This is a genomic window from Arthrobacter sp. GQ119 (genome assembly GCF_059759125.1).
The window spans coordinates 59,208-79,080 of sequence record NZ_JCAXEA010000007.1; the positions used below are offsets into that span (position 1 = coordinate 59,208).

General features: G+C 66.6%; 15 protein-coding genes and 1 pseudogene. 1 reads left to right on the forward strand and 15 read right to left on the reverse strand.

Going from position 1 to position 19,873, the window contains the following annotated elements; all coding sequences use genetic code 11:
* Nucleotides 1-42 precede the first annotated feature (42 nt).
* Complete coding sequence (locus AC6CH3_RS08340; RefSeq protein WP_498131988.1) at nucleotides 43-2,619, reverse strand: hypothetical protein; 2,577 nt, start codon at nucleotides 2,617-2,619, stop codon at nucleotides 43-45.
* A 119-nt stretch (nucleotides 2,620-2,738) separates the two neighbouring features.
* On the opposite strand from AC6CH3_RS08340, the gene AC6CH3_RS08345 reads away from it, so the two are divergent.
* Nucleotides 2,739-3,074, forward strand: coding sequence for a YnfA family protein (locus AC6CH3_RS08345; protein WP_498131989.1), 336 nt, complete (start codon nucleotides 2,739-2,741; stop codon nucleotides 3,072-3,074).
* Nucleotides 3,075-3,187: 113 nt separating this feature from the next.
* Here AC6CH3_RS08345 and AC6CH3_RS08350 read toward each other — a convergent pair.
* The 14 genes and pseudogenes from AC6CH3_RS08350 to AC6CH3_RS08415 all read right to left on the reverse strand — a co-directional run.
* Nucleotides 3,188-3,367: pseudogene (locus AC6CH3_RS08350) on the reverse strand (amino acid transporter); the annotation flags it as partial.
* A gap of 41 nt (nucleotides 3,368-3,408) precedes the next feature.
* On the reverse strand, nucleotides 3,409-4,737 hold the full coding sequence (locus AC6CH3_RS08355) for a M18 family aminopeptidase (RefSeq protein ID WP_498131990.1): 1,329 nt from the start codon (nucleotides 4,735-4,737) through the stop codon (nucleotides 3,409-3,411).
* Between the two features lie 21 nt (nucleotides 4,738-4,758).
* Nucleotides 4,759-5,670: an intradiol ring-cleavage dioxygenase gene (locus AC6CH3_RS08360; RefSeq protein ID WP_498131991.1), complete on the reverse strand. Its 912-nt coding sequence runs from the start codon at nucleotides 5,668-5,670 to the stop codon at nucleotides 4,759-4,761.
* Nucleotides 5,671-5,761: 91 nt separating this feature from the next.
* Nucleotides 5,762-6,466, reverse strand: coding sequence for a response regulator (locus AC6CH3_RS08365; RefSeq protein WP_498131992.1), 705 nt, complete (start codon nucleotides 6,464-6,466; stop codon nucleotides 5,762-5,764).
* A complete protein-coding gene (locus AC6CH3_RS08370; RefSeq protein WP_498131993.1) occupies nucleotides 6,463-7,785 on the reverse strand; it encodes a sensor histidine kinase in 1,323 nt (440 codons plus the stop codon). Before AC6CH3_RS08370 ends, AC6CH3_RS08365 begins: the two co-directional genes overlap by 4 nt.
* Nucleotides 7,786-7,806: 21 nt before the next feature.
* Nucleotides 7,807-8,682 (reverse strand): ABC-2 transporter permease, encoded by an 876-nt coding sequence (locus AC6CH3_RS08375; RefSeq protein WP_498131994.1) that lies wholly within the window; start codon nucleotides 8,680-8,682, stop codon nucleotides 7,807-7,809.
* A 4-nt stretch (nucleotides 8,683-8,686) separates the two neighbouring features.
* Nucleotides 8,687-9,631 carry an ABC transporter ATP-binding protein gene (locus AC6CH3_RS08380; RefSeq protein WP_498131995.1) on the reverse strand — a complete coding sequence of 315 codons (945 nt, stop codon included), beginning with the start codon at nucleotides 9,629-9,631 and terminating at the stop codon, nucleotides 8,687-8,689.
* 140 nt (nucleotides 9,632-9,771) lie between these two features.
* On the reverse strand, nucleotides 9,772-11,274 hold the full coding sequence (locus tag AC6CH3_RS08385) for a bifunctional phosphatase PAP2/diacylglycerol kinase family protein (protein WP_498131996.1): 1,503 nt from the start codon (nucleotides 11,272-11,274) through the stop codon (nucleotides 9,772-9,774).
* A gap of 54 nt (nucleotides 11,275-11,328) precedes the next feature.
* Nucleotides 11,329-12,528 (reverse strand): MFS transporter, encoded by a 1,200-nt coding sequence (locus tag AC6CH3_RS08390; RefSeq protein WP_498131997.1) that lies wholly within the window; start codon nucleotides 12,526-12,528, stop codon nucleotides 11,329-11,331.
* Nucleotides 12,529-12,577: 49 nt separating this feature from the next.
* The gene (locus tag AC6CH3_RS08395) at nucleotides 12,578-14,260 is read right to left on the reverse strand and encodes an ABC-F family ATP-binding cassette domain-containing protein (protein ID WP_498132104.1); all 1,683 of its coding nucleotides are present in this window, start codon (nucleotides 14,258-14,260) and stop codon (nucleotides 12,578-12,580) included.
* Between the two features lie 71 nt (nucleotides 14,261-14,331).
* A complete protein-coding gene (locus AC6CH3_RS08400) occupies nucleotides 14,332-16,335 on the reverse strand; it encodes a penicillin-binding transpeptidase domain-containing protein (RefSeq protein ID WP_498131998.1) in 2,004 nt (667 codons plus the stop codon).
* Between the two features lie 45 nt (nucleotides 16,336-16,380).
* A complete protein-coding gene (locus AC6CH3_RS08405; RefSeq protein WP_498131999.1) occupies nucleotides 16,381-17,820 on the reverse strand; it encodes a phytoene desaturase family protein in 1,440 nt (479 codons plus the stop codon).
* Nucleotides 17,813-19,282, reverse strand: coding sequence for a glycosyltransferase family 87 protein (locus AC6CH3_RS08410; protein ID WP_498132000.1), 1,470 nt, complete (start codon nucleotides 19,280-19,282; stop codon nucleotides 17,813-17,815). The genes AC6CH3_RS08405 and AC6CH3_RS08410 overlap by 8 nt, the downstream gene beginning before the upstream one ends.
* Before the next feature lie 144 nt (nucleotides 19,283-19,426).
* Nucleotides 19,427-19,567, reverse strand: a complete 141-nt coding sequence (locus AC6CH3_RS08415) for a hypothetical protein (protein WP_494033700.1) — start codon at nucleotides 19,565-19,567, stop codon at nucleotides 19,427-19,429.
* Nucleotides 19,568-19,873 lie beyond the last annotated feature (306 nt).

Consider the following 19,873-nt stretch of genomic DNA (forward strand, 5'->3'; position numbering starts at 1 on the left):
AAATCCAGCGCACTTGCGGTCTCCGCTGCCGGGTTTGGGAGGTCAGAACGCCGAAAGCCTTACCCGCACCGTGTCCGCCGCTACCGAGACGCTGCCACGGAGGTAGAAATCCACCTGGTCCGTCTCCTTCTCCCACTCGGGGCGGGTTCTGCTGAAGGACGCATTCCGCTCGTACGTCACCGACGCTTCCCCAGGCGTGGCGCCGCTGAGCCGCCACGTGCCGTCGAAGGACCGTTGCATCGTGTAGTCCGGTTCGGAGGTGATGGACCACTTCACGTTCCGGACGTCACCGAAGGCAAACCCCGAAAACGGGCAGCCCTGGGGATCCATCTCCGTGGATTTGGCGCAGGCGGCCAGGGCGGCGTCAACCTGGCGGGATGTTTCGGCCTGGAGGTGCTCCGAAGCCGTCACAGTGAGTTTCGCGTCCTCTGGAGCCTGGGGCGCAGACCCGACGGCCACCAGCACTTCCTGTTTGGCGGCCGCAAGGTACTTTTCATCTTCGGGAAGGCCGACGGAGTACGAGCCCGGGAAAGCCGGAACGCTGAAGTACGTGGAGAACGCATTCTCGTTCTCCTGCCCTGTCGGCACGGTGACACCGTTGATTGAGAGGGAGTTCACGGCGGCATCGGCGGTGACGGCGACGCGCTGCAGCGGAGTGCTGCCGAACGTCCAGTTGTCATCGAGGAGTTCCGGCTGGTTTTTGCGCAGGCTGAACGCCTGCTCGTGCTTCCGCCCGCCTTGCCTGAGCTCGACGTGCACCACCGCTGCCTCGCCGGACACCTTGCTTGACAGCACCTCGAAGCCCTCCACCCGGTTTCCGGCCGCCCGGAAGACCTCGTTGGTCAGCAGGACCCTCTCCTCATTGGGAATGTCGGGATCCAGAATGCCGAGGGCTTTCTCGGCATCTCCGTCCACCAAGGCCTGAACGTATTCACGCACCAGCTGGTCCGGGCCGGCCTTGACCGCGTTGACCGCCACCACAGAACCGACAGCCAACACAACGACAGCTCCGACAGCCGACAGCGCCACCAGCGCGCGCTTCTTTCCCTTGGCCGAAAGCTCCCGGGCCATGCCGGACTCCGGGGCGGGACCGGATTCCGGGGCGGGACCGTAGCCGTAACTGCTTCCGGGCGCGGTGCCAGCGGCCGCTTCCGGGCTGTCCGGGCCCGGCCCCGAGGGCGCCGCCGGTGCCTCTGCGGACCGGGGCGGAAACACGCGGGCAAGCCGCTGCAGCCGGGCCGGCACGAAAGGCAGCAGGTAAGGGGCGAGGAAGCGGGCCACCACTTCCACCAGCAGCCCCCATGCCAGGAAGACCGCGGGCGACCACCAGGCCGGGGCCAGAAGAAACTGCCCCGAAGCGAGTCCCGGGACGTCGAAGCCCGCTTGCGCGGTGAGCAGCGGCATCAGCAGCAGTCCCAGGGCAAGGAACGCCGCGGGCACAGGAATCCACGACAGAATATCGGTGGTCGTCGCACGCCCCCGGCGAAGCAGAACAGCAATGCCTGTAACAACCGTGCAGGCCAAGGCCAGCGCCAGGGCGGCCCAGGCGCCGGCTGCTGCATCAGTGCCGGCCACATCCGCTCCGAACCCGTACACCAGGTGATCATCGCTCCGGCTCTCCCGTCCGCCCAGGATCTGTGACGTCTCCGTGAGTACACGCAGGCCTCCGAGATGCCCGGCCACGAGGCCGTAACCCACCGCGTTGCCGATCCACAGGGGGCCGGACAGAAGGGCGCTCCAGCCCCCGGACACCGCGGCTGTGATCCATGCAGCGGGAGCGGCGACGGCAGCAAAGCAGGAAGCATGGAACGCAACCGCGGCGAGGGGCAGGTTTAGTGCGCCAAGAACGCGTGCCGGACGAGCGGGCGGGGTGCGGCGGGCAACGACGCCGCTTCGGGCCACCGCGGACATTCCCGCGCCGACAACGAAGGCCACGACAACCGACCAGGGATTGCCGGCGGACAGTGGCTCGACAGTGACAGCTTCGGTGGCGGGATACCGGATAGAGGCTGCTGCCGCCACACCATTGACCAGCAGGGAATAGGCCACACCGGTAACAACAGACTGGAGCAGGAGCTGAGGCCTGCCAGCCGAAGGGAGTCTCTGCTCGGCGACGCGGCTGCCGAAGTAGACACACAACGCGCTGGCCAGCAGCAACGTCACGGGAACCACATAGGCCATCCCGTCCCCGCGGATCGTTCCCAAGAAGGGCACAGCACCCTGGACCACGGTATCGACGGCGCCCAAATGCGCCATGGCAACGAGTTGTGCCGTGAGCTGGCCCAGCTGTGACCAGGCATCCGGCGCTTCCTCCGCGGGCAAGGCTCCGTCAAGCGCCGGGACCAGGGTGCCCTGGCTCGCGGCAATGCCGGCAAGCGTGAGCACCAGCAAGGCAAGGCTGAAGATCAACACCGCCAGGTAGGACGCTACGGAGACAGCGGCACCCGCCCAGAGCCGGCCAATATCCAGGGCGCCGGAACCCCGGGGCGGCTCGGGAGCCGTTCCGCGCTGAAGGTACTCCGCCGCCGTTCCGGGCTGAAGAGCTTCCGGAGGTGTTCCGGGCGGGTTCGGCGGCAGTTGCGGCGCGGCGTGCGCGGAAACAGGTGGTTGATGCGACATTTTCCCCAATTTTCTGTCGGACTCCGAGTGTCGCTGTGAATCTAGAGGGAAAACCGCCGTGGTGCCAGTCATATGACGGGCAGATGTGGATAAGTTCCACAGAACGAAATACTGGAGCCATGACGATTTTGAAGTCGGTTCTGCTTTTCGCCCTTGCCGCTGCCGCTGAAATCGGCGGTGCCTGGCTTATCTGGCAGGCGGTGCGGGAAGACAGGGCGTGGTGGTGGGCCGGGCTCGGCGTCATTGCCCTGGGAATCTACGGCTTTATGGCCGCCTTTCAGCCCGATGCCAATTTCGGGCGCGTCCTGGCTGCCTACGGCGGGGTGTTCATCGTGGGTTCGCTGCTCTGGGGCATCATCCTGGACGGCTTCAGGCCGGACCACTGGGACCTCATCGGCGCAGCCGTGTGCCTGGCCGGGGTTGCGCTGATCATGTTCGCGCCCCGACAGGGCTGACCCTGCAGCGGCGGTGCGCCGGAGAAAGCAGGAAGCACAAAACCGCCCGCCGGGCGGGCCGTTGCGGCCCGCCTGGCGGACGGTTCATTTCAGGTTCAGCCGATTCAGGCGGAAACTACGGCCAGGGCGGTGGACAGCAGGAGCGACTCCCGCGTGGATTCGAGGATCACCATGCCGATGATGAGTGCGACGATGCTGCCGATCGCCAGCCAGGTCAGGTAGGGGAAGAGCCACATCTTCAGTGCGAGGTCCTTGGCGCCGGCACCCATCCTCTTGCGGAGGATTAGCTGTGCACTTTTGTAACAGAGCGGAAATCTTTGCCAGAAAGGCAGAACTACGCCGCTGCCCCGAAGAAACGCTCTGCCACCTTAGCAAGGGCAAACGGATCCTCCACGCCGCACAATTCCCTGGCCGAGTGCATGGACAGGAGGGGCACGCCCACGTCCACGGTCCTGATGCCCAGCCGCGTGGCCGTCAGCGGTCCGATTGTGGACCCACATGGCATCACGTTGTTGGACACGAACTCCTGGTATGGGACGCCGGCCTCGCCGCAGAGCCGCGCCCAGAGGGCAGCACCCGCAGCGTCCGTGGCGTACCGCTGGTTCGCGTTGATCTTCAGCAGGGGCCCCCCGTTCAGGACGGGGCGGTTGACGGGATCGTGGCGTTCCGGGTAGTTCGGGTGGACCGCGTGGCCGGCGTCGGCGGAAACGCAGAACGACGCCGCAAACGCCTGCCGCCGATCGCTCGCCGAGGCTCCGAGGCCGTCGGAAATGCGGGTAAGGATGTCCTTGAGGACTGGTCCGGAGGCACCCGAGCGTGACGCCGAGCCGATTTCCTCGTGGTCGAAGGCGGCCAGCACCGCGATCGGGGCGGCTCCGCCGCCGCCTTCATGAGCGCCGCTTGAGCTGGCCGAAGAGTGCGCGGCAAGGGCCGCGAGTCCGGCATGCGTTGCCGAAAGGTTGTCCAGGCGGCCGGAGGCAAAAAACTCACTCTTCGCCCCGAAAACCGCAGGTGGCTGGGTGTCTGCGATGACGACGTCGTATCCGCCGATCTGCGCAGGGTCAACAGGGCCGGTGGCCGTGACGCGTTCGGCCAGCAGCCCCAGCAGGTCCTCGCCGGCGGGGTCGCCGAGTCCGAAGACCGGGTTCATGTGCTGCTGCTTGTCCAGAGTGAGGCCCTCGTTCACCGCCCGGTCCAGGTGGATGGCCAGCTGCGGAAAGCGCAGGAGCGGGCCCGTGGCAGTGAGGTGCTGGGTCCCGTCCAGCAGAACGAGGCGCCCGGCGAGCTGCAGTTCACGGTCCAGCCATGAGTTCAGCAGGGGTCCGCCATAGATTTCCACGCCCGCCTGCAGCCAGCCGAACTTTCCGGTGGTCGGTTTGGGCTTGAGCTTGAACGACGGCGAGTCCGTGTGCGTGCCCAGGATGTTGAATCCCGTGGTGGGGCCTGCGCCTTCCGGGGTGACCCACGCGATCAGGGCCCCGTCTCGGATCACGTAGAACCTGCCTGACACCTCGTCCCAGGATTCCCGCTCGGCCAACGCGGAAAAGCCTGCCTCATCCAGCCTTCGCGCCGCTTCGTGGACTGCGTGGAAGCTCGACGGCGAGGCGCTGACGTAGTCGCCGAGGTCCCGGATGTGGTCTGCGGCTGAGGAGTGGAGAGGCATGGCTCCGAGTCTAGCGCTGCCCTAGATGGTGACGTTGAGCCCGGCGGTGTACCCGGCCGATGCCGACCCCGACATGGTGGCCAGCTGGTAGATGCCGCCGTCATCACCGAAGACGTTGTCCGACTGCAACGTGGTGTTGGGAAAGTTCCGGGCGCTGGTTTCATATCCCGCGGACGCGTAGACGTCCTTGCAGGCCGCGTCTGTCATGGCAATCTGCGAGACGGCCAGGACCTGCCCGGCCGCCGTGGCGTTGTTCATGGATTCGAAGACTTCGAAGTGGATATGCGGCCAGCGGCCGTTGTAGGCCCCCGGATAAATGGTCTTGAACGTGACCTGCCCGTTGGCGTCCGCCTCCTGCACCCCGCGGAGGTAGTTCTCGTTTTCCAGCCCGGAATCGTACAGGGAGTACCTGCCCTCGCGGTCGCAGTGCCAGGCGTAGACGGCTGCGCCGGCGAGGGGCATACAGCCGTTGGCGTTGTCGAGCAGGGTCAGCGTGACTGCCAGCGGCACGCCGTCGGCCTTGGTGCTGGACGTGCCGAAGCTGGACGTCATGTCCTGCCGCACCGCACCGGACGCTTCCAGGACGTTTGGCCCGTTGGACCCGTCGCCGGGGAACGGTCCGGCAGTTTCCTGGGGAATCTCCACACCGCACTCGGCGATAGCGCGGGTCACGGTGGGAGAAGCCGCGGGCGCCGTCGTCGTTGCCGTGGACCCCGGGGCGGCAGGCGTTGTTCCGGCAGGCGACGAAGCGCCGGAGCTGGATCCGCCGGGCGTGCACGCCGCCAAGGCGGCGGCAGCTGTCCCGGCGCCGAAGAACATGCCCAGGGAGCGACGGGTCATGAGCGTGGAAAGGTCGAACTCGAGACCGCGGTCATGGTTGGGATGTGGTTCGTGCGGGGGCTGCTGCCCGGCCGGAGTGCGTGATGTGTTCATGGATCCATGAAACGCCAGTCGGCTATGGCCGGGATAGGGCAATCCTGTGGAGGAGCTGTGGGCGCAGCGCAATCACGGCCAAACAGCCGGCTCAGTAGTCCGGATTGCTGGGCGTCACGAGCCCCGTTTCGTACGCGTAGACCACTGCCTGGACTCGGTCCCGCAAGTGCAGCTTCGTGAGGATCCGCCGGACGTGGGTCTTGACCGTGGCCTCGGAGAGGAAGTATCTGTGCGCGATCTCAGCGTTGGACAGTCCCTCCGCCATGGCCTCCAGCATTTCCGTTTCCCGCGGAGTGAGGTCCTGCAGCAGCGGATCCCGGCGGGCAGGCGCACCGGCGGCGGACGGGGCAGCTGAACCGCCGCCGCGGACGTACATCTCCAGGAGGCGCTGCGTGACGCGCGGCGCCACGACGGCGTCGCCGCTGGCCACCACCCGCACGGCCTGGACAAGCTCGGACGGGGCCACGTCCTTGAGCAGGAACGCCGATGCTCCGGCCTGCAGCCCGGCGAAGGCGTACTCGTCGATGTCGAAGGTGGTGAGAATGATGATCCTGGCCCGCGAACCGGAGCCCGTGATGGCGCGGGTGGCCTCGATCCCGTCAAGGACCGGCATCCGCACATCCATGAGCACGACGTCCGGCTCGAGTTCGCTGACCTGCCTGACGGCGTCGGCCCCGTCGGAGGCCTCGCCCACGACGTGGAAACCGGATTCTCCCTCCAGAATGAGCCGGAAGCCCATCCGCAGCAGTGGTTGGTCATCCGCCAGCAGGACCCGGACCTGTCCGGTATCACTCATTCTTCCCCCTTGGTGCCGTTCAGCGTCAGGACGGCCCGCACCCGCCAGCCGCCGTTCGCGGTCCGCCCCGCCTCCACCGTACCGCCGTAAATCCCCGCCCGTTCCTTCATCCCGGTCAGGCCCTGCCCGCTGCCCAATGTGCTGCCCGGACTGCCTGTGCCCACGGCTCCGGCGCTGCCGGCGGCGGTTCCCGCTGTGCCGCGGCCGTCGTCAACCACTTCGATGCTGACCGTGGAACCCTCCCGCAGCACCATGACGTCCACGCGGCTCAGCGCCCGGCCATAGCGCAGCACGTTGGTCAGCGACTCCTGCACTATCCGGTAGACCGTCAGCTGGAAGGCGGCGTCCGGGGGCAGGGCAGGCCCGGTATGGGAATAGTGCACGGGAAGTCCGGCCGTACGGAAGCCGTCGAGGAGCGTGGCGAGGCTGTCGGAGGCCAGCGGCTGGCGCGGCGCCTTCCCGGCCGGGCCGTCGTCGCGCAGGACGCCCAGGACCCGCCGCATGTCGGCCAGGGCGGTCCGCCCGGTCCTGGATAATTCGGCAAGAACGTCCGCGGCGCGGTCAGGATTTTTCCCGACCACGACGGCGGCGCCGTCCGAAAGACTGACCATGACGGTCAGCGAATGGGCCACGATGTCGTGCATTTCCCGTGCGATGCGGTTCCGCTCATTGACCGAACCCAGGCTGGCTGCCTGGGCTGCCCACGCGGCGACTTCCTGTTCGTGCTCCCGGCGCTGGCGGACCGAGATCCCGATGCCGGTGGCGACGATGTTGGAAAGCGCGATGCTCGTTCCCGCGGCAATGCTCGAAATCACCTGAAACTCTTCGGGTGACGCTGCATGCGCCGGCAGTTGCCGCTCCAGCGGACCCTCAGTCGCGAAGAAGTACAGCAGCGCCAGCGGGGCGGTCGCAAGGGCAAGGGTGATCAGCGCAAAGCGCCGGGTGTGCACCACGGCCACGGCATAGAGCGAAAACCAGAGTCCCGCCGAAACGTTGGAGCCCCACGGATGCAGCAAAGTGACGGCCACTTCCACCAGTGCGATAAACGCGACGAGGGCAACCGGATGGCTCCGCCGGAAAAACAGGGACAGTGCGACGGCAACGAGCAGGCCTGCCGCCAGCCATCCGCCGTCGCGCACTGCATCAACCATTGTCGGTGTCACCAGCAGCAGGTAGCTGGCGGTGACCACCGCATCCATGAGCCGCGGATGCCGGTGCAGGTAGCGGCGGAGACGGCCGCGGCGCCGGGCGGAAATCTCGGCGAAGGACGCGCCGGCCAGGCCGGCCGGCGCGTCCCTCACGGGAACAGCTTCAGTCATGGATGGAGGGCGGGTGCGGGCCTACACATCACGCTTTTTCAGCAGGACCATGGCGATGACCAGCGGCACCACAACCCAGGCGCCCAGCACCAGGGCCGCCTGCCAGGCTTCGAGCGTGTCCGGGACGTGCTCCAAGGCGGTCAGCGGATTGATGGTGTTGCCCGGCAGGTACTTGCGGGCTTCCTCGAAGAACTCGCCGGGAATCAGCTGGAAGGCGATGGGGGCCACGAAGAACAGTCCCACCAGGCTCATAATGCCGCCGGCCGAGTTGCGGACCAGGGTCCCCATTGCCATGCCGATGGCTGCCACTGCCGCCACGTACGCACTGTTGACGAGCAGCAGCTTGACGGACTGCGAGCTGCCGAGGTCCAGTGCGAGCCCATAGTTGTCCAAGATCGGAACAGATGCCAGGCCGGCAATATACGTCGACACGGCCGTCAGGAGGAAAGCGCTGACCATCACGACGACGAGTTTCGCGACGAACGCCGGAATCCGCTTGGGGACGGCGGCGAAAGTGGAGCGTGCCATTCCAGTCGTGAACTCCGAGCTCATCAGCAGCACACCCAGTGAGCCGAGGATCAGCTGGGCGAACGCGATGCCGGACGTCGGCACGGTGACCGCCAGGTCCCCGCCCTGGGCCGCAATGGCCTCCGCAGCCTGGGGATCGGATGCCGCCGCATCAGCGAACTGGCCGGTTCCCCACGCGGAGAGCGCGCCGAATCCCACCATGACCACGGCGGTTGAGGCGAGCAGGATCAGGGTGGACAGGAGGGTGCGGAACTTGATGAATTCAGAGTTCAGGACCCGGACGAAGCTGGGGCCGGGTCCGGGACGGGCGGCGTTGTTGACGGGACCGGCACTGCCGGATCCGGGCTGGGCGAAGGTTGATGTGCTCATGGCTCTAGTTGCCTCCGGGCTGGGCGGGAACCGGAGCCCCCGTGGTGATCAGCGAGTGGTATTCGACCTCATCCTTGGTCAGTTCCATATAGGCCTCTTCCAGGCTGGCCTGCAGGGGAGTGAGTTCGTAGATCATGACGCGGTTGTCGAGCGCCGCGCGTGCGATCCTGCGGGAGTCCAGGCCTTTGACCTCGAGGAGCTCGTGGTCCTGCACTTCAATGGAAACCCCGTTTCCGGCGAGGACGTTCATGAGCTGCTCCGGCTGATCCGTACGGACGCGGGTCCTGCGCTGCCCGTTGCCGGTGATGATGTCCTTAATGGGTGCGTCGGCGATGATCTTGCCGCGTCCGATCACGATCAGGTGATCCGCGGTCAGGGCCATCTCGCTCATGAGGTGGCTGGACAGGAACACCGTGCGGCCCTCGGAGGCCAGGAACCTGACGAGGTTCCGGACCCACACGACGCCTTCGGGGTCGAGGCCGTTGACGGGTTCGTCCAGGATGATGGTCTGCGGGTCGCCGAGCAGCGCGGCGGCGATGCCGAGGCGCTGCCCCATGCCGAGGGAGAAGCCCTTGACCTTCTTCTTGGCGACGTCGCCCAGGCCCGTCATCTCGATGACTTCGCGGACGCGTTTCTTGGGGATGCTGTGGGTGGCGGCCATCGCCAGCAGGTGGTTGTAGGCCGACCGTCCCGTATGGACGGCCTTGGCATCCAGCAGGGCGCCGATCTCACGCAGCGGAGCCGCGTGCCGGGCGAAGGGCTCACCGTTTACGGTGACCGTTCCCGCCGTCGGGCTGTCCAGCCCCATGATCATGCGCATGGTGGTCGATTTGCCGGCCCCGTTGGGGCCCAGGAATCCGGTGACCCGTCCGGCCTGGACGGTGAAGTTGACGCTGTCGACGGCGGTTTTGTTGCCGTAGACCTTTGTCAGGCCTTGTGCCTCAATCATGGAAGCGGTCCTTTGCGTGCTGCGGAGTGCCGGTTGGGTGTGCACGTTCCACGCTACCGACGCCCCCGGCCGATTTCGCCGGTCTCAGGGATGATTCAGGGTCGATTCAGGGTCGGCAGTGTCATCCCGATGGATGAGCCTCAGCCCTCATCCAGTGGTGAGTAGTACGTCAAAGCGCCCCGTTTGAGGGTGAACTCGGCCACCCTGACGCCAGGCACGGTTTCGCCGTCTACCGCGAGCACCATGGGTGCGGAGCCGGCCTCAATCCGCACACGCGTGGCCTCCCTCAGATGCGTGATCCTGGACGTCGCCACGGTGCCTGTCAGCACGGACCACAGCATGCGGACGCGGGCGAACGACTCATCCGCCGTGATCATCCTGACGTCCAGCACGCCGTCATCCAGCACCGGGCGGAGGAGCGGGGCGTGGTCCCTTGGATAATGGCGGCCCCGGCCGAGGTACATGATCCACACTTTGTGCCGAACCCCGTCAACCATGATCGTGAGGGGCTTTTCGACGGCAAACGTCCGGAACATCGCCACCACCCCGGCCAGCGGCTTTCCCAGTGCCGGCTGGAGCTGTTCGCGCCGGCGGACCAGGTTCGGGTAGAGGCCGATGCTCGCGGTGTTGAGCATGATGAGGTCGGTCTTTTCGGGGTCCTCCGCCAGCCCCCGTTCGACCGAGACGATGCCAACGTCCGCCCGGGCTGCCTGGCCCTCACTGGCGGCTGCCACCGCTTCCCTGAGTGAAGGCGTGCCGGCGTCGCGGGCAAAGTGGTTCAGCGTTCCCCCGGCGAGCACCAGGAGGGGAAGGTTGAGCTGGATAGCGGCGGCCGCAGCAGTGCCGACGGTGCCGTCCCCTCCCCAAACGCCGAGTGCGCGGATGCCGGGGCTGGCGGCCGCGAGCCCCATCTGTTCTGCCACATCATGGTCAGGTTCGATAATAGTTATATGCGCCCGAGGGAATACTTCCTGGAGCGCAGCTGCGGTCTCCTCAGTGAACGAGCCGCCGAGTGTGTTGACGGCGATGCTGAGGCCTTCGCCTTGCGGCAGCTTCGCCACTTCGACCCGGCTCCTCGTCGTGGGCGGAAACGGCGGGCGGACGGGCCACCAGGTCCTGGTCACGAGGGCGGCGCAGGCGCCAATCGCCGAGCCGAAAAGGACATCGGACGGCCAGTGCGCTCCTGTATGCACCCGGGAGTATGCAACGCCTGCGGCGACGGGCGCCACCGCCGCCCCCAGTGCCGGCTGGACGAACCCCGTGCCAAGCGCGAAGGCAACTGCCGATGCCGAATGCCCCGAGGGCATCGAGGAACTCGTGGGCTGCGGATGCACGAAGCGGAACACCGGCAGGTGCTCCGGCAGGGGCCGCGTGCGTGGCAGCAGTGTTTTGAAGCCCAGGTTGGTGATGGCGGATGCCACGCCCTGGGCAAGAAGGCCGTGTACGGCAGCCCGGCGGGTGCGTCCGGGAACAAGGGCGGCCAGGGCGGCGACGCCGAACCATAGCTTGCCCTTGTTGGCGGAAGCGGAGAGCCTGCGGAAGAAAGTGTCATGGTGGCCGCCCGGGAATTCCGAGACCAACCGCAGCAGGGCACGGTCCATGCCGGCCACCCAGCCCGGGCCCCTTCGCAGCATTCTTCGCATTTCCCCACCCTACCGCCGGCCCCCATGGAGGGAACGGGCACCGCTCCGGCGGACTTACTTCCGGGAAGAAAGCGGCTTGGCGACGCCCGCAAGCAGCAGTGCCACCAGGATCGGGGCGCCAATCGCCAGGAGCGCGAGATGGATTCCGGTGAGGTCGCCCAGATAGCCGAGTAGCGGCGGGCCGGCAAGGAAGGCCACGTAACCGATGGTGGACACAACGGACACCCGTGCTGCCGCGTGATTCGGATCGTCCGCTGCCGCGGACATGCCCATGGGGAACGCCAGGGCGGCTCCGACTCCCCACAGTGCCGCCCCCACAGCGGCCAGCCAGACGTTGCCGGCGAAGACGAACAACCCAAGTCCGGCCGCGGCCGCCGCCATGCTGGACCGCAGTACCGCCACGCGTCCATACCTGTCAATGACGCTGCCTCCGACGAACCGCATGCCCGTCATGGCCAGGACAAACAGGGCAAACAACAGCGCGCCGGTGGATTCCGATGTGCCGAGGCCGTCAACGGCGGCCTTCGCGATCCAGTCGTTGCCCGCACCCTCGGTCAGGGTCGCACCGAGCACCACCACGCCGATGAGCAGGGTCCGTGAGTCACGCCAGGCGGAGGGACCACGGTCCGGCTTGGCCTCCTCGGCGGGGGATTGCTGTGCCGCCGCCTCATGGGGAATAAAATAGCGCGGCGTAATGAACGTCAGGACGGCAACGACGGCGGCGATGACCAGCAGATGCTGCGGCAGTCCGACTCCCAGCCCGGAAAGACCGGCGCCGATGAGTGCCCCCACGAAGGCGCCGCCGCTGAAGGCCGCATGGAACTTGGGCATGATCGTCCGCCTGAGGCGATGTTCGACGTCGGCGCCTTCAACATTTTGCGAAACATCCCACAGCCCGATTCCGATGCCAAAAAAGAACAGTCCCACAGCAGTGCCCGGAACCGACTCCGCCAGCAGTGACACAGCGATTGCCACGCCGGCCAACGCGGCCAGAAAACCGCCTGCCCGCACGCTGTTCGAGGTGCCGATCCGCCCAATGACGTGCCCTGCGGTGGGCAGCGCAATCAGTGAACCCACCGCCGTGCACAGCAGGAGCGTCCCCATCTGGCCGGACGAAATGTGGAGCGTCTCCGTGACCGCCGGAATACGGGCCGCCCAGCTGGCGAAAATCAGGCCGTTCGCACCAAAAATGATGAACGTGGCTATGGCTGCGGCGGATACCTGGCGGTCGGCGATCTGCTGGGTGGTAGTCATTCGATAACTCTAGCGACGCCCGCCGCCCCCGGCAGGCTCACCCCATGGCCTACCGGGCGCGCTCTACCCGCTTTTCGTCCCACACGGGCTCCGGGGATTCATAGACCCGGCCGTCCGAGCCGAACACCAGGAAGCGGTCGAAGGTCCTGGCGAACCAGCGGTCGTGCGTCACGGCCAGGACTGTGCCCTCGAAGTGGTCGATGGCCCGCTCGAGCGCTTCGGCAGAATGCAGGTCCAGGTTGTCCGTGGGCTCGTCGAGCAGGAGGAGCGTGGCGCCGGAGAGCTGCAGCAGCAGGATCTGGAACCGAGCCTGCTGGCCGCCCGAGAGCGACTCATATTTCTGCTCGGACTGGCCGGCCAGCCCGTAACCGTCCAAGGCTCCGGCGGCTGCCTCGCGGGCGAGCCCGGAGCGGTGTTCGTCGCCGCGGTGCAGGATTTCCAGCAGCGTCTTGCCCAGCAGATCGGGGCGGACATGGGTCTGCGCGAAGAATCCCGGACGGATGCGGGCCCCGAGTTTCACGGTCCCCTCGTGGGGCACTTCGGCGATCTCGACATCGGACACCGGCAGGTGCTCCCGCTCCGGATCGGTGCCCCCTGTGGCGAGCAGGCGCAGGAAGTGCGACTTGCCGGAGCCGTTTGAGCCCAGCACACCCACCCGGTCCCCAAACCAGATTTCGGTGGAGAACGGCTTCATGAGGCCGGTCAGCTCGAGCTTTTCCGCCACCACGGCGCGCTTGGCGGTGCGCCCGCCCTTGAGCCGCATCCGCACGTTCTGTTCGATGGGCAAGGCCTCGGGCGGCCCGACCTCCAGGAACTTCGCGAGGCGCGTCTGCGCGGCGTGGTAGCGGTTGGCCATGTCCGAGCGGAACGCCGCCTTGTTCTTGTACATGTTGACGAGTTCCTTGAGCTTCACGTGCTCCTCGTCCCAGCGTTTACGCAGCTCCTCAAAGCGGGCGTTGCGGTCGGCCCTCGCCTCGACGTAGGAGCCGAAGCCGCCGCCGTGCACCCACACTCCGGCGCCGTTGATGCCCGGCTCGAGGGTAACGATGCGGCCCGCGGCGTTGTTCAGCAGCTCACGGTCGTGGCTGATGAAGAACACGGTCTTCTTGGATTCGTTGAGCTTGGCCTCCAGCCAGCGTTTGCCCGGGACGTCGAGGTAGTTGTCCGGTTCGTCGAGGAGCAGCAGCTCGTCGGGCCCGGCGAAGAGCGCCTCGAGCACCAGCCGTTTCTGCTCGCCGCCGGAAAGGCTCGACGCCGGGCGGTGCTGCGCCCGGTCGAACGGGAGTCCCAGCGCGGCCATGCAGACTTCGTCCCACACGGTCTCGACGTCATAGCCGCCGGCGTCTCCCCAGTCCACGATCGCCTGCGCGTACTGCATCTGGGTGGGCTCGTCGTCATGCTCCAGCATGGCGAGTTCCGCGTCGTCCACCGCACGCGCAGCGGCAGCCAGCGCTGCCGGGGCTGCCGAGACCAGGAGGTCCTTGACCGTGGAGTCGTCCCGGACCTGGCCGACGAACTGGCGCATGATGCCCATGTTCCCGGACCGTCCGATGACGCCTTCGTCCGGGGTGAGGTCGCCGGCGATGATGCGGAACAGGGTGGTCTTGCCGGTGCCGTTGGGTCCGATCAGCGCGGTCTTGGTGCCGTCAGGGACTTTGAAGGTCACCCCGTTCAGCAGCTGCGTGCCGTCGGAGAGGAAGTAGTCGATGCCGGAAACGTCAATATGGGCCACTGATCCATCTTCCCACGGCAGCATCCAACCCTCCCTCTCGTCCCGCCTGCGGAAACAGCGGGAGGGTTCGCTCAGCCCGCCGCGGTGAGGAACTTCTTCAGAAGCGGCCCGGACGTCGTGGCGCCGAGGCCGCCCTCCTCCACGAAAACGGCCACGGCCAGGTCGCCGTGCGTCGCGATGATCCATGCGTGGGTCTTCGGCGGGTTTTCGGTGCCGAATTCTGCCGTGCCGGTTTTCGCACCCACGGGCTCGCCGGGAACGTCAGCGAGGAATCCTGCGTGCCCTGACTCCACCACGGCGCGCATCATGTCAGCCAGGGACGCGGCTTCGGCGTTCGTCAGCGGTTTTTCCGCTGCCGGGGCGGGCGCCTCCGCGGTGACGGTCGACGACGGCGCCGCCCCATCTGCGGGCGGCGCGCTGGCCGCCTCGGTCGCCGATGGGGAGGCCCCCGGGGCCGCATCAGGGTTGAGGACCAGCACCGGCGAGACGGGCGCGCCCTTTGCCACCGATCCTGCCATGATTGCGGCCGCCAGCGGCGACATCAGCACCCTGCCCTGGCCGATCATGGCTGCGGCGTGCTCAGTTCCTTCTGCTTCGCCGGGAACGGATCCAAGGAACGCGTCGGCCCCCAGTTTCGGCGCCTCAACGGCCACGCCAAGGGAGGTGGCCGCCGACTCCAGCTGGGCCTGGGTCACCTTGTCCCGTGCGGCAATGAACGCTGTGTTGCACGAGTGTGCAAAGGCGTCGCGCAGGGTCACCGATCCCAGCGATTCCTTGGGGTAGCCCTCGGCGTTCTTGAACGTCCGCCCGTCCACCGTGAGCGTGGGTGTGCATTCCACCTTCGAATCGGGGGTGAGCCCGTTACGCAGCATGGCCAGCGAATCCACCACCTTGAAGGTGGAGCCGGGTGCGTACTGCCCCAGCATGGCGGTGTTGTAGCCGTTGCTTCCCTCACCCGACGCCGCGGCCAGAACAGCCCCCGTGGAGGGACGGAGCGCCACGATGGCGGAGGCAGGCTTGACGTCGGCGAGGGTGTCCTCGGCAATCTGTTGCAGCTTGGGATCAAGGGTGGTCTTGAGCGGTGTTCCGGCCGTGGCCTGGATCTCGAAGACCGTCCGGCGCGGGTCGGTGGGGGCGTCCCGGATCTCCGCTGCGGTGAGGTCGGCGCGCTGGACCCGGATGACAATGCCGTCCGTGCCGCGGAGCTGGGCATCGTACTGCTGCTGCAGGCCGCCGGTACCGATGACGTCACCGGCGGTCAGGGCGCCGTCGGACTTTTCGATCTGTTCCGCACTGGCCTCGCCCACCGTCCCAAGAACGGCCCGTGCGAAGGTGCGCGTGGGGGCAAGGGGCAGTTTGTCGGCGATGGCCCGGCCGCCGGGAATGGCAGCGATCTCTGCATCGGTCACGGCGCGGCCGGCGGTATCGCGGAGCGTGATGGCGGGAACGAAGGCCTCCGGCCCCGAATCCTCGACCTGCTGGGCATAGGCGGCGGGGTCGACGCCCACGAGTTTGGCCAGTTTCGTGGCCGAATCTGCTGGGTCAGCGTTGCCAAGCTTCGGTTTGTCGATGCCGACCTTCACCACGGGCCGGTACGTGACGAGCTGGACATCCTGGGCGCCCAGAATGTCTGCCCGCTGCGGGGACTGCGTGGCTTTGCTGAGGATCTCCCCTTCCGCGAGGTCCGGCACCAGCATTCCCGGGGACCAGACGGTCAGCCACTTATCGCCCGACTTCCGCAACTCAGCATTGACCGTGTACTTCCACTCGCTGGTCTCAATTTTCCAGCTGTAGTTCAGCGGGACGCTGGCTGTGTCCCCGTCGAGCTGGAGCTCGCCCGTCTCAACGGTCGGTTTCACCGGTTCGAGGGCCTTGAAGACCTGGTTCAGGTGGTCATTGGCGACGGCGGAGTCCCGGCCGTCGAACGCCACCGGACGCACATCCAGCCCTGCGACCGCGGATGCCAGCTGCGTGGCCGCAGCTTCGGCACCGCCGCGGCCGTCGTCGCAGGCGACCAAAGCCGTGCCAAGTATCAGACCTATAAGAGCAAGCGAAAGATTTTTGTAGTTCCCCATCGCGCCATTATCCCCCGCGGGAAATGCCCTTTCGCACTCCTTGGGTCAGATGCCGAGCGCCGGGACATCGAGGCCGAATATGTCTTTTAGGGCATATTTAGCCGCATGGAACCCGGGCATGCCGGTGACGCCGGGGCCCGGCGGAGTCGACGAAGAGCACAGGTATACGCCACGGGCAGGCGTCCGCCACGGCACCGGGGACACAACGGGGCGCTGGAGCAGGCCGCGCACGTCCAGCAGGCCCGCGCTGAAGTCGCCGCCGATGTAGTTTTCGTTGTACGCCGCGAGCTGGGCGGCGGTGGTCACTTTGTATTTGAGCACCACGTCCCTGAAGCCCGGCGCGAAGCGTTCCAGCTGGTCGATGACGGACTGGGCCATATCCACGGTGGAACCCGGCGGCACGTGGCAATAGCTCCAGAGGATGTGCCTGCCCTCCGGCGCGCGGCTGGAATCGACGGGGGAGGGCTGAGACACCAGCACATAGGGCCGCTCGGGGTGCCGGCCCTCCGAAACCTCATGTTCGGCCTGCGCTATCTCGGCCCGCGTGCCTCCAACGTGGACCGTGCCGGCGTCGGCGAGTCCGGGGGCTGCCCAGGGCACCGGGCCGGACAGGATGAAATCCACCTTGCAGGCGGCACTCCCGAAACGGTAGGACTCCAGTGACCGGCGGTAGGACGTGGGCAGCCTGCTCCCTGCAATCCGGGAAAGCGCCGGCGGTGCCACATCCAGCAGGACAGCCTTGGCGGGCTCGAGGTCGGCCAGGGACGTCACCGCAAATCCGGCCTGGATTGTTCCCCCGTGCGCCTCAACATCCTTCACCATTGCCGCTGCGATCGACGACGACCCGCCCACAGGAATGGGCCAGCCGTCCCCGTGCGCGAGGGCATTCAGGAGGAGTCCTGCTCCTGCCGCCGCAAGGGAGGGAAGGCGCCCCACAGCGTGGGCAGCCACCCCGCTGATGAGGGCCGGGGCCCGATCCCCCCGGAACCTGAGGTTCCAGAGCGGCGAGCCCTGTTCAAGGGTCCGGATGCCCAAGAGGGCAGCGGACAACGGGTCAGCCGGCATCCGCAGCAGTTGGTCCGATGAGGTCTGAACAATGCCGTCCAGGTGCCGGACCAGCGGTGCCATGAGCCTGCGGTAGGCATCGCCGTCTCGGCCCAGTTCGTCTGCGGTACGGTCAAGGGAGCGGTAGGCAAGGGCCGACCGTGCACCGTCCAGCGGTGACCCGAACTGGATTTTGGGCAGGGCCAGGCTGATGCGCCGGCGCAGTTCGAACGCCTTGAAGAACGGGGAGCCCAGCGCCATCGGGTGCACGGCGGAACACACGTCGTGCCAGTGGTTCTCCTCGATGAGCTGCAACGTCCGGGTGCCGCCGCCGATCTCTGCTGCCGCCTCGTAAACATGCACTTTCAGTCCCGCGCGGGCCATGATCACGGCCGCGGCGAGGCCGTTGGGTCCGGATCCGACGACGGCGACGTCAGGCACGGCGGGCGGCCGTCCGCCACGGGAGTACTGACGCCGACGGGCGCAGCAGATCCAGCCGGAGTCGGTCCGGCGCACCATCGAACGGTCCCCCATGGGGATCGTCGAGGAAGTGGCGGCGGATGGGGTCGTATGTCGGGTCCCAAATGTCAAGGGCCACGCGCAGCATGAGATATGCCGTTGCGAGCATATGTGCGCCCACCGCCAGAACGTAGTACGGCATGTCGATGTTGTGCTGTGAAACGCCGCCGCTGGTCACTTGGCCAAGATACATCCAGACGGCGGCCCAGTGCAGCCCTTCGAGGCCCTGCCAAATCAGGAAGTCCCGCCACCGCGGCCGTGCCAGGGCGAGCAGGGGGACCAGCCAGATGACGAACTGCGGGGAGTAAACCTTGTTGGTCAGGATGAAGGCCGCGACGATGAGGAAGGTCAGTTGTGCGAGCCTCGGACGCGTCGGTGCCGTCAGTGCCAGCACGGCGATGAGGACGCAGGCCAGCAGAAAGACATTGAGGGCGAGAGTGTTGATGGCTTCCGGAGTGAGGAGTGTCCACCGCACCCGCTCCGCCACGAGGTTGTAGGCGAACCACGGCGAGCTGAATCCTGCCGGCCGGTCCTGCGTGAACTCGAAAAAGTACTTCCAGCCGGTCAAATCCCTCAGCGCAAAGGGGAGGTTGACGGCCAGCCATGTGCTGGCGGCTGCCACCACGGGGACTACGAAAGCCCTGATTTTTCCGGTGCGCAGGGCCAGCAGGAAGATCGCCCCGAAAATCAGGACGGGGTAGAGCTTCGTGGCAGCTCCCAGCCCTATCAGGATGCCCGCCAGCACAAGCCGCTCCCGCGAAAAGAAGTACATGCCAAGGGCCAGCAGGGCCACTGCCCACATGTCCCAGTTGATGACTCCGGCCAGGACGATGCCCGGGGCGAGCGCCACCATCGCGGCGTCCCACGGGCGGCGCCGGGTCATCCGGGCCGTTGCCAGCACGGTGACGATCCAGACGGCGGTTATCAGCGTGGCATTGACGTCGAAGTAGGCCAGTACCCGTGCCTCAGTGGCGCCTGTCCCCGGGACTAACCAGGCCGTGGCGCCGGCAATGAGACCCATCAGAACCGGATACTCGAAAAGGGTGCCCTCGGTAAAGAACGGGAACGCTCCATCGCCCAGGCCACGGCTGCGGAAAAGCTCCGGAAAGTCGGAGTAGCAGGTGGAGTAGAACTGGGACGGCGTCGCCCAGCCATTGACGCGGCAGTAGCCCTTGATGGCGATCCCGGCCAGAGCCGCGAGCACGGTGAGGATGATCAGGACCCGTTCCACCGTGAAGAAGCCCGGGGCAACGATCCCCGGCGCCGAATGTCTTCCCAGGGGACCGCCGACGAGCTCCGTGAAGTTACTCAGCAGGCGGTCGCTCCGGCTCGGCACCACCAGGCGCGCACGCTGACGAGGGGGCGGCGGCTGAGTCTCCTGCATGGCTCCGAGCTTACCGGGGCACCGCGCCGCGGCGGGAGCCCGCGCACAGCCGCGCGGGCTCCCTGGGCAATGCTGTGGCCGGTGCGGCGCATCAGGCCTCCTTGCAAAAAGCAAACGTGTCAAATGCAAACACGCTGATCCGGCTCAGCGCAGGCTGCTCATTTGCTGGTGCATCCGGGCATATACGTCTTCCCGGTTCTGGTCCAGCAGCTGGCTATTGAACTGTTGCTGCCGGTCCCTCGCGGGAATTCGGCTCAGGAGAAGGGCTTGGAGTTTGCGAAGCATGGGGTTCACCTCCTTTCGGCTGGGTCGCAGCAGGACAAAGCGCAGGAAATTTGTGGCATGACAAATAAGGCCATTTGGGTTCGCCGGAAATGGCACAAATGGACAAAGGAATGCCCGGCAGGAATAGGAAATACGGCAAAAGCCCAAATGGTCCCGAAAACGGAAGCGCTGCGGAACCCCACCAAGAAGCAGGTTCTGAATTATGGGGAGCTGCGAAACCGCCAGGACTCCGCCAGATCAGGCCGCTGGCTCAGGAAATCCGCCAAGAAGGCAGGATTATCGTCCTGATAAACCCTACGCCGCTAG

Bases quoted from the DNA above. Each gene is read 5' to 3' on its own strand.
- AC6CH3_RS08365 (WP_498131992.1), bottom strand. From the start codon at position 6,466: ATGAGTGATACCGGACAGGTCCGGGTCCTGCTGGCGGATGACCAACCA.
- AC6CH3_RS08340 (WP_498131988.1), bottom strand. From the start codon at position 2,619: ATGTCGCATCAACCACCTGTTTCCGCGCACGCCGCGCCGCAACTGCCG.
- AC6CH3_RS08370 (WP_498131993.1), bottom strand. From the start codon at position 7,785: ATGACTGAAGCTGTTCCCGTGAGGGACGCGCCGGCCGGCCTGGCCGGC.
- AC6CH3_RS08385 (WP_498131996.1), bottom strand. From the start codon at position 11,274: ATGCGAAGAATGCTGCGAAGGGGCCCGGGCTGGGTGGCCGGCATGGAC.
- AC6CH3_RS08360 (WP_498131991.1), bottom strand. From the start codon at position 5,670: ATGAACACATCACGCACTCCGGCCGGGCAGCAGCCCCCGCACGAACCA.
- AC6CH3_RS08345 (WP_498131989.1), top strand. From the start codon at position 2,739: ATGACGATTTTGAAGTCGGTTCTGCTTTTCGCCCTTGCCGCTGCCGCT.
- AC6CH3_RS08390 (WP_498131997.1), bottom strand. From the start codon at position 12,528: ATGACTACCACCCAGCAGATCGCCGACCGCCAGGTATCCGCCGCAGCC.
- AC6CH3_RS08400 (WP_498131998.1), bottom strand. From the start codon at position 16,335: ATGGGGAACTACAAAAATCTTTCGCTTGCTCTTATAGGTCTGATACTT.
- AC6CH3_RS08355 (WP_498131990.1), bottom strand. From the start codon at position 4,737: ATGCCTCTCCACTCCTCAGCCGCAGACCACATCCGGGACCTCGGCGAC.
- AC6CH3_RS08410 (WP_498132000.1), bottom strand. From the start codon at position 19,282: ATGCAGGAGACTCAGCCGCCGCCCCCTCGTCAGCGTGCGCGCCTGGTG.
- AC6CH3_RS08380 (WP_498131995.1), bottom strand. From the start codon at position 9,631: ATGATTGAGGCACAAGGCCTGACAAAGGTCTACGGCAACAAAACCGCC.
- AC6CH3_RS08415 (WP_494033700.1), bottom strand. From the start codon at position 19,567: ATGCTTCGCAAACTCCAAGCCCTTCTCCTGAGCCGAATTCCCGCGAGG.
- AC6CH3_RS08375 (WP_498131994.1), bottom strand. From the start codon at position 8,682: ATGAGCACATCAACCTTCGCCCAGCCCGGATCCGGCAGTGCCGGTCCC.